General features: G+C 51.4%; 8 protein-coding genes. 1 reads left to right on the forward strand and 7 read right to left on the reverse strand.

Annotated features, from left to right (window positions below):
• Positions 1–1,806, forward strand: a complete 1,806-nt coding sequence (locus tag ACX1C1_RS25820; protein WP_458954978.1) for an MORN repeat-containing protein — start codon at positions 1–3, stop codon at positions 1,804–1,806.
• A 101-nt stretch (positions 1,807–1,907) separates the two neighbouring features.
• Here the strand turns inward: ACX1C1_RS25820 and ACX1C1_RS25825 are convergent, their stop codons facing one another.
• The 7 genes from ACX1C1_RS25825 to ACX1C1_RS25855 are packed head-to-tail and all read right to left on the reverse strand — an operon-like array spanning position 1,908 to position 13,333.
• Positions 1,908–3,572, reverse strand: a complete 1,665-nt coding sequence (locus ACX1C1_RS25825) for a hypothetical protein (protein ID WP_458954979.1) — start codon at positions 3,570–3,572, stop codon at positions 1,908–1,910.
• A 30-nt stretch (positions 3,573–3,602) separates the two neighbouring features.
• On the reverse strand, positions 3,603–5,732 hold the full coding sequence (locus ACX1C1_RS25830) for a phage tail protein (RefSeq protein ID WP_458954980.1): 2,130 nt from the start codon (positions 5,730–5,732) through the stop codon (positions 3,603–3,605).
• 10 nt (positions 5,733–5,742) lie between these two features.
• Positions 5,743–7,968, reverse strand: coding sequence for a putative baseplate assembly protein (locus ACX1C1_RS25835; RefSeq protein ID WP_458954981.1), 2,226 nt, complete (start codon positions 7,966–7,968; stop codon positions 5,743–5,745).
• 15 nt (positions 7,969–7,983) lie between these two features.
• Positions 7,984–11,088 carry a baseplate J/gp47 family protein gene (locus ACX1C1_RS25840; RefSeq protein ID WP_458954982.1) on the reverse strand — a complete coding sequence of 1,035 codons (3,105 nt, stop codon included), beginning with the start codon at positions 11,086–11,088 and terminating at the stop codon, positions 7,984–7,986.
• Positions 11,089–11,106: 18 nt separating this feature from the next.
• On the reverse strand, positions 11,107–11,508 hold the full coding sequence (locus tag ACX1C1_RS25845; protein ID WP_458954983.1) for a GPW/gp25 family protein: 402 nt from the start codon (positions 11,506–11,508) through the stop codon (positions 11,107–11,109).
• A gap of 20 nt (positions 11,509–11,528) precedes the next feature.
• A complete protein-coding gene (locus ACX1C1_RS25850) occupies positions 11,529–12,254 on the reverse strand; it encodes a phage baseplate assembly protein V (RefSeq protein WP_458954984.1) in 726 nt (241 codons plus the stop codon).
• Positions 12,251–13,333, reverse strand: a complete 1,083-nt coding sequence (locus ACX1C1_RS25855; RefSeq protein ID WP_458954985.1) for a phage late control D family protein — start codon at positions 13,331–13,333, stop codon at positions 12,251–12,253. Before ACX1C1_RS25855 ends, ACX1C1_RS25850 begins: the two co-directional genes overlap by 4 nt.

Below are 13,333 nucleotides of genomic sequence, written 5' to 3' on the forward strand. Positions count from 1 at the left end.
ATGATTGAAGCGATTCTTAAGCCGATATTCAAACCGATCCAGCGGATCATCATTCGTCCAATCAAACAAGCCAAAACGCTTCCAAAAAGGCTCTTCGCCATGCTTCGCAAATTTCTTGTCACGGCGATTTTTGGTCCTCTCCGTTCGTTAGACAATTATTTGCGTCTCGGAAGCTATTATATTGCAAAGAAGCTTGTTGCGATTATCATCGTACTCTCTCTAATCATCGTGTATTTCGGATTCATTAATCCGCCGTCCTTCCTGAATAAGTGGATGGGCAAGACTCCCCAATTGGAGGCTGCCGCGCTTGCGGGCAGTGGGTTCAATGGAACAGCAGCCGTCAAGGACGACAACGGCAATCTTCTTTACGAAGGGCCGCTAGTAGATGGCTTGTATTCGGGCGAAGGAAAACTCTATTACCCGGACGGAACGCTCCGATATAGAGGGTTGTTTGACAAAGGACTCATGGCAGGAGACGGTGAGCTGTACGCCGAGGACGGCTCGTTGCTTTATCGAGGACAATTCCTTAACGATACCTATAGCGGAACCGGTACACTTTATAACGTCGACGGTACTGTAAGCTACGAGGGAGCTTTCCTCTCCGGGAAGTTCGAAGGAGCCGGCGTTCTCTACAACGCCAATGGAAGTATTCAGTACGCTGGAGCGTTCATGCATGGGCTATACGAAGGTGAAGGAAAGCTTTCTGGCGCCGATGGCAAATTGATTTATGAAGGCTCGTTTGTTGCTGGCGTGTACGAAGGGACAGGCAAGCTGTTCGATTCGCAAGGGACAGCCCTATACGAAGGCGGTTTTGTCGCAGGTAAGCCATCTGGTGCAGGGAAAGAGCTATATGCATCCGGATTTGTGAAGTATGAAGGCGAATTCCTGCTTGGCAGCTATCATGGTGCCGGTACTTATTTCAGCGAAAACGGCAAACCGCAATACATAGGAACATTCCTTAGCGGTGCCAAGGATGGAACCGGGGATTTGTACGACAATGCCGGAATTCTAAAGTACTCCGGCCAGTTCACCGGCGGTCAATATCAAGGAATCGGTACCTTGTTTGATAGCGACGGTGCTATAGCCTACAAAGGCTTTTTCCGCGGAGGCAGTCCTTCGGGAGAATCGTTTGTCGGCATTACACTCGCGAAGCTGCAAGAAACATTAGGCGCTGCTGATCCCGTTCTACCGGCGGAGGAGCCTGCATTGCCCGAGCTCCCGATTCCGGGCGAAGGTGAGGCGCCTGCCGGTAATGGCTCGATTGAAGATGGATCGTCATCTGAAGTTAACAGCCCCGATACCGGCGCAGAATCAGAAGGCTCGACCACAAACAGCGGAACAGAAGAAGCTGCTGCGGACACAAGCGCTACGACTAGCAACCTGACTACAGACAGTGCCACAAGCAGTGGAGCAAGTACAGGCCCTCCGTCAGCTAGTGAAGGATCGAATAACTCAGTTAGCGGCATAGTCGACCCTGGAGAAGACCTTACGCTTGATCCGCTTCTGCCTTTGTTACCCGCTACACAACAGCTAACGTATGCGGCCATGGGCATGTCGTTCCAACTGACCGCCGATGTAGATAACCCGGAGCTGTTTATGGTTACTAAGCTGGCTACCTGGAATGCACTGATTATGGAGCCTGCTTATAAGAAGCTCATAGACGCCAAAGCAGTCAGCGTTAAAGAGACGTTAACGAATGGTCGCATGAGCGTACGTTTTGTTACAGGCAATATGCTTTTAACTTTCATCCTAAACAAAGACAAGCTCGTTCGCATGGAAGTTGAACAGATTCTAACTGAAGATTGATTCCTTGATCCTGTACTTGTCATCGGAACTATACGAATAACAGCAATCCCCCGACAACGCCTTTAGGGCGCTTCTCGGGGGATTGCTGTCTTCTATAATTATTATTCCTTGCTGGCTGCGGCCTCGGATAAGCCGGAGGCAAGCTGCGCTTGTAAGGCCGCTTGAGGGGCCGTACCTAGACTTTTGAAAGCCCACCAACGAACAGCGATGACAGAAGCTGTTGTCTCAGTTTCTCCCTGGAGCTTCATACCAATGCGGAATGTTCCCTTCTCGGGATACACAACCGTTCCCAATGAAACGTTAGGGATATCCGGTTCGAATTCCGTTCCTTTGAACACATCGCTTTGGCCGTAATAGATTTGTTTCTTCGCGCCTGTGCCCGAAGCATGTCCCGATTCGTCCGTTTCTTCCAAGCCGACGACAATGGAGACTTGCCCCTCGCCGAGACCGTGGAAGATTTCGTCAGAGACATAATTTTTTTTGCCGCGGGAGAAGAAGAATCCGCCTGTCTTGCCTATTGCCTCAAGCGCGACCTCCATCGTGCCCGTTGCAATTTCATCATAGAGATGCTGCGGACGCGGAATACCGAGCTTGAAGTCGAATTCGTTGCGATCCGGATGGTATTGTACATCAAGCGTTGGCTTGGCGCCAAACTCCAAATCTTCTGTTTCTGCATTCGCGAAGAATCGATTGAGAGCAGCTCCACCGCCGCTGCGCGCCAGTCTCTGTGTCAACGTTGTGCTTTCGATATATTCGTCGAACGGCATACGGTCGACCTTCTCGATCATATAGGTTGGTCCCATCTGCAGAAGGCTGATCTTGGCCAGACAAATACTCTTATCCGCCGATCCTTCGACAGCTTGCTCCAGCGTACGGTTGTGCCAATCTTCCAAGATACGATCGGCAACCGGAATCGTTACTACTTCGATGATCTGCTTAACGCTCGCATCAATTGGTACTGGCGCATCTCCGATCGACAGCTTGGCTGACTGAGCCGGTACGAACAGCTCTGCGAATCCCCCGCCTTCCAGCGGAGCCTTGAGTTGGTAAGTCATAGTGTATTCCGTATCCTGAGCATCGCCTGGTTCCTGGAAGGTGATTGAACCGTTCGAATCGCCGACAAGCTGGAATCCCGCGAGCTCATAATCGTACGAGAACGAGATACGCGGTGTCTGCAAGGTCTTCTCCACGACGAGCTTTACTTCGACAACCTCGCCTGGGCCAACGTATTTCGGCATGCGCTGCGTGATACGAACATTGTCCTTCTCATACAACGTCACGATGTTTTCCATAAGCTGTACGAATTCGAACGAAGAAGGAGCAGGAGCTGTCTCGTTAATGAATAGACGATACGATTCCAATACACGATTATATTCGCTGACTTCGTCCGAACGGACTGAAGCATTGCCTACCGAATGTACCGGCTCTTTGCCTTTCTCATCGTACGCAACGCATAAGTATACATTCTTTTTGTATTCGTTGTTTGTGAAGCCTTCGATCATGGACAACTTCATGGTAACAGGTGCCGGAATGACGATTTCACGTCCGATGTAATCGATCGCTACGCCCATTTCAACAGAAACCGTTTTGTCGTCTACCGCTACAACCGACATGCCGGACAAGACGCCGCTGCCGAATTGCAGCCGGTTGAGCAACCTTCTTTTGTCATTAAAGTATTTCTGCTCCGATTCGAAATCCCTCACTGTAAGCAGCTTCCCGTAGAAATAACGGTTTCTCTCGAACGGATACAGTCTCGACTTTTTCACTCCAACCACTCCTTTTAGCGTTTGTCCGGTTTATTCTAGTTCCGAATCAAGCTCCAACCTCGTATGAATATCCATTCGTTTCTCCATGCCCATCTCAACGATGAGCGTGTCGTTCGGCATGCTGCGATCTGGTCCCAGCATGAGCAGTGAAGGCTCCGTAAGTACGGTATTAATGCCCAGGTACGTATGCAGATCGAGATACATCCACGGCTGCAATTGAACAAGCTTAGCTTCCGTGTACGCCGGCTTCTGCTCTTCGAGCAGCCCCTCGATCACGACTCGCTGCTTTTCATTAAGCGATTGCTCGGGCTTCAGCAGCACCGTAAACGAATACGGATTGTCACCGTACAGCGCATCTGTTAGACTACGAAGCTCCGCGTGATCCCTCATTTTTTTGGTCTGAAACTGCTCTATAATAATGGGCTGAACGCCCGTGTACATCTCTATGACGGCACCGATCCCACGCTTTGTGCCTCGATACCTGTATAACTCGGGGGCAGCGAGTATAAATGCGCGTACCTGCTCGTCGGTCCAATAATCATCCGTCTCGAGGCCGATCCAGGTCGCAAGCCAGCGAAGATGCTCGCCTGTCGCCCTGTAGGGATCAATGTAGCGAGACAGATCGCCAATCTCGTCCTCCAATTCGGAGAATGCGGTTCCGAACAATGACAGATATCGCTCCAGAAAGTCTCGACTCTCTTCGTCCTCTTGATAGACGGCCGGCAAATAATCCAGATAGGTTTCACGAGGGAAATAAACTCTCAACTTCCCTATGGATGGCGAATACCGCTCCGTTCCGATCCACTCCAGCTTGAGCCACAGATATCGCCCCTTCGCTTTAATGAACAAAGCATCCTTTGGATTCGGTATCGGACTTGACCAAAGCTTCGCCAATCCATCCAGCTTTTCTTTGTATGGAACAGCTGGATCTGCGATCCAATCATCGACGGAACGATAGGCGCCTGCTATAACGGCCCGTTCATCATCAAGTGAGAAGTAGGAAAGGAGTAGCTGTGTCCCTTCCGGTACAAAACTTTCGGCCGTCAGCTTGTGCCAGATGGTGCCGATCTCCGTACTGTCGAACCGCTTAGACAACCAGACTCCTTCAGGTACGCCCGTCTCTGGCATGGACAACGTTTGCGGCTGCAGGTGAAGGAGCGTGATTCTCGCTTCTTCTCCGCTGCCCAATGCATACAGTCGATCCGAACCATCTGTCGTCAACCTTGTTGTCTGACCTCGGAAGCTTGTAAGTGCGCCTGCCGGCTCACCATTCTTGCCGAAGGAAAGAACGAATCGATCATCCTCGTCCTCCCCCCTGATTTCCCTAGCATCGCCGACATATAACTTTCCGCTGCGGTCACTGGCGATCCCGGCATAGGTACTTGTCGGGAGAGCATGAACAGCATCCAACCCATCCCTGTGCAGGATCGCAATCCTGGCAAAGATCGTATCCAAAATAACAAAGCTGCCGTCTCCGCCTCTGGTCATGAAGTAAGCTCCGTTGAGATGCTTCAGCTTTGCTCTTACCGATTGTTTTAACGAAGGCAGCTCATATTTCTCTGCCAGCATTCCGCCATGCGTGAACGCATAGACGGAAAACCTGCTTCCTTCCGGCACGGCCGGCTCCTCCCCGCCGTCATCCACTTCCTGAGGGGAGAGTACATAAACACGGTTCGCATCAGATGTAATGGCGAGGGGGTGGAAGATTGATCCTTCGATCTCGCCTCCGTGCCTCGACCACATGGTTTGTCCATTACCGGCATGGAAGGCGAGTAGCGTGCAGTGTTCGGAAGGATCGGCAACAAATAGCAATGGACCGGAAGCCGAGATCCTGGCATCCCCCCCAAACAACCCGTGACCTTGCGGGAAGAGACGTTTATGATCGCCAATCCGCCAATCATAGCCCCATAGATCGGCGCGATCGTCTAGGAGATAAATACGATCATGTTCGCCCACGGCCATATCCCGTACGGATGACACCCCTTCGAGATCGGCTAATCGAAGCGATGCGGCAATTCCATACCTATGATCCCTTCGTATCCCGAGGCCCGCCAGCCCGAACTCCAGGTTGTATGTGGTCCCCTTTAACCAGTCTTGTTCCCGGTTAATGGAGAAATATTGGTTCTGCTCCTTCAGTGAAAATCCCTCCTTTGCCGCCAATCATCCGTCGTTATAGCCGGGTTCTGCTTATTAATTCAATCTCATGTTCGCCTGAGAACACGAGTCCGTGAGGCGGGATGACAATGTCGCCGCCTGCAGACCTAGTCACATGAAGACCCTCTGCATCCAGCCACAGATCTTGGACGAACACAACTCCGTTGCCTTTGGTAAGCGCACTGTAGATATCGCCCTTGTATACCGTTCTACCGAAAGCCCAGCCTCGTTCTCCTTCATTACCGTCGAGAGGTCGAAGCAATCCCTTAAGCAATGCAATTAATGGTTCTTTCTCATCTGCAAACGGAGGCTCAACCACGATTACAGCATGGACCGTTACCTTGATATATACGGGAGGAATGACATGCAGCTCCGTCGTAATTAATCGTCTTTGCTCCAGATAGCTGCTCACCGTTCGCAAGAATCCCGCACTTGGCATCGGCGTAAGCGAGAGGCTCTGCGGTACAACGACCAACGACAGCTGACCGTCCGCTTTTTCTTTAGGATAATCGGAGAGCCCCGGCCTAAAGAGCGGAATCGACTTGGCCCTCGCTACCTCAATGCCTGGCGTGTCCTTGGCGATCAGCTCGTAATCCTCGTCCGTTACGGCCCGGAATGCGAGCTTCAGCTCAGCTGCGGCACGCGTCAACGCTTCTGAGAGAGACTCAGCTTCCGTTCCGCCTGCTGCATAAAACGGATTGGAAATTTGAATGCCAAGCTTCTGCTGCGCAACATGCACCCATTCTCGAATGAGACCTGGCTTGACGTTACCGCGATCTCCCCCGCCAAGCTCGCAGAAGATCAAAACGATATTATCATCTACGCTCGCTTCAGGGATCGCACCGCGTTCGCCATTGCCGAAGGTAATTCGTCTCTCTTGCGGGTTATACGAAAAATGGTGATCGCTTGGCCCCGAACGATCAAAGTCATCTACAGCAGTCCAATCGGACCAGATTATCTGACCTGCAAGATCCTGAGCGCCTACTTGCAATCCAATGGCACTACGTTTGCGGCAAGGCAGATCGTACAATTCAAAGCTTTGATTAGGCAATCCGTTACTTCTTCCTACGTTTCGGTATCGATAGAACTCCGGCACGCTTGCGATGAAACGGATTTTGTTTCCTTTTGCCAGCCTGCCACCGTCTCCTTGTGATAGACGAACTGACGTCTTAACGCCGTCACTCGAACGGATTACCTCGAACTGGCTCTGGGATTGCTCTATCCAGCCACCGCCGAGTCCTGCTTCCAGTTGAACTCTAATATTGCCGTACGCTGCTAGGTACGAATTTAGAGCGAAAGTTCCATCTTCGTCACCTGAAGCAATCGCTTCAATGACTTCGCTTAATGTATCTTTCTGGATGACATGTGCCGTATGCAGCATCAGACTGCCGACTCTAGGAGGCATCTCGTAACCAGCCTCTTCTACCGTACAACAGATCCAGAATCGTGGACGATCTCCCGCCGGATGTACAGTTACGCTCTGCATCGGAGATGTCGCGGCTATGCAGACTGTACCGCTTACCGTGAAGTGCCGCGTCTCGTCAGATACTACTTCCAGCGGCAGCCAGCCAGCTTTGCCCGTGTTATCATCCACGCCATACGCCTTCCAAGACAACCTTGCCGAAGGGGCCAGCATCGACAGATCTTCTTCACTAGCGGAGTCATAGATGTCTCTCGATGCCTCATCGGTCTTCAACAGCTTGAAGGTCAACGCTGTCGTTATTCCTGGAATTAGCTCCCTGTCAAACGAAATATACAGCTTAGATCCTGGTTTCGCGTCGATGCCGAAGGGATAAAAGGAAACTTGGAGATGATCGTTGGAGGCTGTGACGTCGCTAGACTCCCTCTCCGTTCGGCATAGGATTCGGTCCAGCATAAGCGGTTTCAGCTCTGCTGACTCTATCATTTCGAATACTTGGTCCTCCGCAAGCAGCTTCGTTCCTCTCGGAAGAGATACTGGTTCCTGTAAACCGGAGAACCTGACGATAGCACTGGCTGAGGCAGTGTCGCGAACTTCAGCGCCGAGCAGATCAAGGAACTTCTTGCGATTCTTGTTCGGAACCCGGCTTACGTAATAGCGCTGCATTTCCGTCAGCCATGCAAACAGCTCCAGCATGGTCATACCGGGATCATGCGCGTTTTCGTCTGTCCATTCCGGCATACGTTTCGGTATGAGCTTCCTGGATTGCTGCACGATCTCTGCATACGTGCGGTCGTCCAGCGGCAGCCTTGGCAACATCATTGTCCCTCCTTCCGATTAGCGCGAAGCTCCGTCAGCCGGCACCGCCGTGATCCGGTGCGTGCCGCTCATGACTAGCCCATGCATGACTTCGTTCATTCTGGCAGGGTCCCATTCTGTTCGAACCCCGTTCTCGATCTTGAATACGTGTACGTATAACCTCTCAATGTATAACAATCCCCTCACGGAATGAAGCAGCGAATATAGCAGGGAAAGATGAAGCGGTTCCCCGATATTCCATCCATGCCCGTCCGTGTTGCCGTTCATAAAGCTTAGGAAGGTCGTTAATTTCTCTGTGCATGCGCGCTCGAGCGGGAGCAGACCGCCAATGGATTCGGCAGCCACCGTTGCATGTACAGACACCTCCAGATAAGCCGGCTCGATTACAGCGATCCCGCCGCCTACAGCGAGCACACCGGAAGCGGTTCTCAGCAGCTCAGACTCCACTCTCCTGCGAAGCTCCGGGAATTGAGCCGAATCCCCATATCCCCCGTCTGTGCAAGCAACAACCGTAGCCGACCCCGGCGCTCTCCCCAATACAGAATTACGATTGCTGAGGCACTTTACTTTGGCTATGCCGGGATACGATTCTTTAGCGATCCATTCAATATCCTTTGTCGTAACCGCTCGACCACGATTCTTCAGGCGCTGCGGCCCGCGCTGCAATACGGCATCCATGGATTCTGTATGGCTTCCGCCGATTGCGGCTCTGGGATTGCTGACGCTGTCGATGTATGCGATCGGCAGCTGCATGCCCTTAATTTGGTTAGCCTCGACTCGACCATACGCTCCTGATGTTGTGCGATAGGAGATACGAGCCAATCTGTCGTATTCGGCCGACGGAGAACGACCATGCATGCCATCTCCAAACAGGAGCAAACCGCCTGCACGATCCGGAGAATAGTGACGGTCATCCGGTCCAGAATCAGCGAGCGACGAAACCGCCTTCCACCTGACCCAGAATCGAAGGATATTCCCTTCGCTCCCCTCTTGGGCGTAACAGTCATCTGGTTCAGCATCCAGCATCGCTGCCCTTTCGGATGGCGTAAAGTCCGCCAATTCATCCAACCATACGCTCTCGTCCACAAATGCCGTAGGTGTTAACACGACAAGTCCGTCGGCTGGAATCGTCATCTCGCGCTCCTGGCTAACCTGCTGAACGACAGCTATCGTATTGATGCGAATACTTTCTGCAATAGGGTTATCCGGATACGCTTCGCTAAGCCGACTGTCTCTGTTGATCGCTCTGATCCAGTACTGATCATGTCCGTACAGACGCGCGGCAGCCATATGCTGCGGCCCTACCCAGCTCCACTCGCCGCTCATGCCGAAGCCATCCGTTCCATCCTCGATCTTCAGAGGCTTCCATACGAGTCGGCCATTCTCTCGGCATAACGCCTCCCAGTCCGTCCATGGTCGCTCGTCGCCTGTTACGAACCGTCTTGCAAGTTCGAAGTGAAGGCGGATAGGTCCCTTTTGAGGAGGAAGATGAAAAGCCATATATACCGAAGGGCATGGTGACGGAATACCTTCAAACGGCTTGAAAGACTCGACCCCCTGATCTGCGGACAAACTTCTGTCCCGATCATCTGCATTGTTTCTCGTATAAACATTATGCGGCGCAAATACAGTCTGCGTTCCGGTCGTATAAGACAATCTAGGTGTCTCCAGCCATGGAGACATATATTGCATTATCGGCGCAATGACTGGATCCGTCTGCAGCACTCGTGCCCGTACCCAGTATTGATAAACACCGTTTACATACGTTTTCTCCATGTCCTCCGGACAATCAAATGTTAGTCGAAACGGTTTGACGGCTTGCTCCGGCAGTTCTTCAAAGAAGTTGACATAATGCTCATTGCCCGGCAGCACATTCCAATTGCTACCGTTCCAATATTCCCACACAACTTGTCTGATCCGAATTCGCGGCGGATCCTTTTCTTCGAATTCCGACGTGCGCATGACCATTTTCCATTTGACATCCGGGTCTGGAGCCATGCGCAGCCGATTAGCCTTGGCCATTGCCGAGAACGTGAGCTCCAGCTTGCTCTGTCGTTTACTGAACGCTTCTTCACTGGATAGATAGAAGACAGAGTAAGGGACAAAATGTTCGCCGAAAGGAAACGCTCCATCCTCGGATAACGCCATATCATTAAAATACAAATGATCGGGTCTGATTCGTTCCAAATCACCAGCAGCGTCATGTGAGACGCGCAATCGCATCTTGTCCATCTCTAATCCCTTGGCCAGAATCGGGGAGGCATGTCCAAGTATTGGTTTCACCGTACATTTGATCCAGCGGCCTTCGACGCCTTGATGTGATGTCAATTCCATCTTACCCGGCTCGCTCTTGTGCAACATAATCAGGTTGCCTGCCGCGATCACAGAGTGGAACGGCTTCCACTCCCCTTCGCTGAAGTAGCTCCAGACTACGTATTCGGATGCCAGCGCTGCAGCCAATTCGGGTTCTGCATATCGTTTCTCAGTGTGAAACACATTGATATAGATACGGCATGGCCGATCAACCAGCAACTGATCATCGTGACGGACAAACAAGGTATGCTCTTGCTCATTCGGCGCAGATTGTGTATCAAATAGCGGTACTTCGTTAGCCAAGCCAGCCTCCAGCTTCTCGTCGTAAGCACGGGCTGCCGTCACGATTTCGTCCCTTGCGGGATTTACGTTGACGATAGCCGTCAGCTTGGCAGGCGTCGCTGCTAATGCACCTTCCGTTTCGAAGACAAGGGGATCTCCCCCTTGAGGATTCGGGGCGGTCAGCTTGAGTCCTGCTGGCACGTGAACAGGCTCCGTAGAACCTTCGCTAAGCTGGAAAACGACCCTTGCTCGAGCTGGACGAGGCGCCCCTAGCTTTACCTCGATCAGATCGAGGAAGGAGAGCAAATGATTCATAGGTGCTCCATTAAGCCGCTGCACCGTTTCCTCAAGCATCTCTCCGGCAATATAAGCAAGTCCGGTTCCGGCGTCCGGCTGATCCAGCGAGAAACGCCATTCTGGCGTATAATGCGGTGCCATCTCTTTGAACTTTTCCATATAGGTGGACAAGTTGTTTGTGTTGATTCTCGGAGGCCGACGCTCTCCGCCGCCTGTTCCCGCATATGTCATGTTCGCTGACCGCTCCCGTTATTTCGTGCCTTCCTCTAGATAAAAAGGATAGACCTGGTTAAAGAGATTATTTGTCGATCTTACCGTGTACCCTACCTCGAGCAGAACTCGTCCGTTCGATGAAGGATCGGGCCGGGCCGTTACTTCGATGTCCTTCACTCTGGGCTCCCAGTCCCGGATGGCTGCTTTCACATCGCTTGCGATAAGCCGCATCGACATATCGTCCGTCGTGCCGAACACAAAGTTTCGGAGACCGCTGCCAAAGTCCGGACGCATCAATCTTTCGCCCTTTGAGGTGCGTATGATGATATGGATCGCTTCTTTAATGTCATCTTCGCCTTCGGACATCCGAATGCGCCCAGTTGTTTTGTCTACTTGCACAGGAAACTTCCAGCCCTTGCCTAAGAATGGTGCAGACATGTCGGACTCCCCCTCCGGCGTTAATTAATTTTCACCATGGATCCTTTGATGTTAATCATGCCATCTGATTTGATATCAAGCATGCCTGCTGCCTTGAGTGACATGGAAGCGGTCGCCTCGACCTTCACCTCTGTGCCCTTGACCGTAAGCGATTGTGAGCCGCTAATCGTCACGTTGCCGCTTGATGTAAGTTCAATTTTAGTCGTGCCCGACTTCACCGTTACCTTTTTGCCTTTCTCATCAAGCTCCAAGTTATGCTGCGAATCGGACGTATTCATCTTGATGCTGCCATCCTTGTCAGATAATACAATCGAATGTCCCTTTTTTGTTTTGATGCTGATGGACTCTTCATTTTCCTTATCGTTAAAGGTTATTTCGTGGCCGGAGACTGTTTTTATTTTGCGAATTTTATTGTTCTCATCGCCAGCTGGCGGTTTATCCTTGCCATTCCACAACGAGCCGATCACAACGGGCTGATCCAGTCTCCCCATCAAGAAAGCGACCAGCACCTCATCGTTGACCTCGGGTATAAACAATGATCCGCGGTCATTCCCAGACATAAATGTGGAGACACGGGCCCACTCCGTTTCGAGCTCCCCTTCGCGATGCGGGAACTTGAGCTTTACGCGACCCAGCTTGTCTGGATCCTTGTTATTGGTAACGATTGCGTTCCAGACGCCAGACAACTGTTCGGTAGGCATGGCGCGCGCATGGTGCTCGAAGAACCCGGGATACATGGATCTCATAATGCATTCCCCTCCGCTTCGAATTGAATGGTATAGCCCTCAGTCGCATCCACGCGATGTACGACTCTGGTCATCATCAGATTACGATCCATCTTGGAGCCCCCAATGCCGGAAATGGAGATCATCTTTCCCGGCATCATCTCCGGAAATCCAATACAAGATCCATGTCCTCTGACGAGGTCCCGGGACAGTTTGTTCAGCATTGCCCCCGCAAGATGATTAGCTTCTTCCACCGAGGATACCTGCGTGTAGAGCGTCTCTATCTTCCTTGAAGATAACGCGCCCGCCAGGCTCGGACCGCTCTTTGATCCGCTAATCACCGTGACGCTTTTTGCGCTTCCTGCGACCGGACTTTTGGTCTTGGTGTCGTAGCCTCTGACCTTTACCTCGGATGCTTGTCCCGTCACATCTACCGTTAAGGTAAAATCGATAAGGCTAAAGCCGTACTTGAGCTCTACAATCGGTGTGCCTTCTGTTGCCTGTTTGCGGAAGTGAAGCTTGTTGCCCGTCACGTGGAACCTGTAATCATTATCTTGCGCCAGCGATTGTACGAGATGAAAGTCGCTTACGCCTATTTGCTCAATGGAATCTTTAAGTATTGTCAGTGCGTCAATATCAGGCGTAAGGCCATATTCGGAGGCAATGGTCGTAACGACATCGCTGTCCTTTACTGACTTCCACACTTTGGATCTTGAGGTCTTCATCATCAGCATTGATCGATCCATTGCGGTTACAGTTACAGTCGGGCTGCCATTCGATGAATAATTAATCGTGTATCCCGTAATTAAACCTTCGAAAACCTGGCTCTTTTTGTCCACATAACCAAGCTTGATCACTAGCACTTTTCCCGGAACAATCTTGTCATCCATCCAATCCAGTGAACTGGAGCTCCATTCGTATGCATTAAGAACCGTGAATCTAGCAACATCCGCTTTGGCGTCCGTTGTCAGATCCACTTCGATCCATCCTATAGCCATTTCATCTAATTTAGCGGAGTGGCCCTCAATGATTATTTCGAATTCTGGAGCAACGAAATTATAATATTTTTCCTCCAGATCGCTCATCTTATAGGTCGGCAT

This window comes from Paenibacillus sp. strain BS8-2 (assembly GCF_054483835.1).

Excerpts from the sequence above, each read along its gene's own strand:
- ACX1C1_RS25845 (WP_458954983.1), bottom strand. The coding sequence starts at position 11,508 with ATGTCTGCACCATTCTTAGGCAAGGGCTGGAAGTTTCCTGTGCAAGTA.
- ACX1C1_RS25855 (WP_458954985.1), bottom strand. The coding sequence starts at position 13,333 with ATGCCGACCTATAAGATGAGCGATCTGGAGGAAAAATATTATAATTTC.
- ACX1C1_RS25840 (WP_458954982.1), bottom strand. The coding sequence starts at position 11,088 with ATGACATATGCGGGAACAGGCGGCGGAGAGCGTCGGCCTCCGAGAATC.
- ACX1C1_RS25850 (WP_458954984.1), bottom strand. The coding sequence starts at position 12,254 with ATGAGATCCATGTATCCCGGGTTCTTCGAGCACCATGCGCGCGCCATG.
- ACX1C1_RS25820 (WP_458954978.1), top strand. The coding sequence starts at position 1 with ATGATTGAAGCGATTCTTAAGCCGATATTCAAACCGATCCAGCGGATC.
- ACX1C1_RS25835 (WP_458954981.1), bottom strand. The coding sequence starts at position 7,968 with ATGATGTTGCCAAGGCTGCCGCTGGACGACCGCACGTATGCAGAGATC.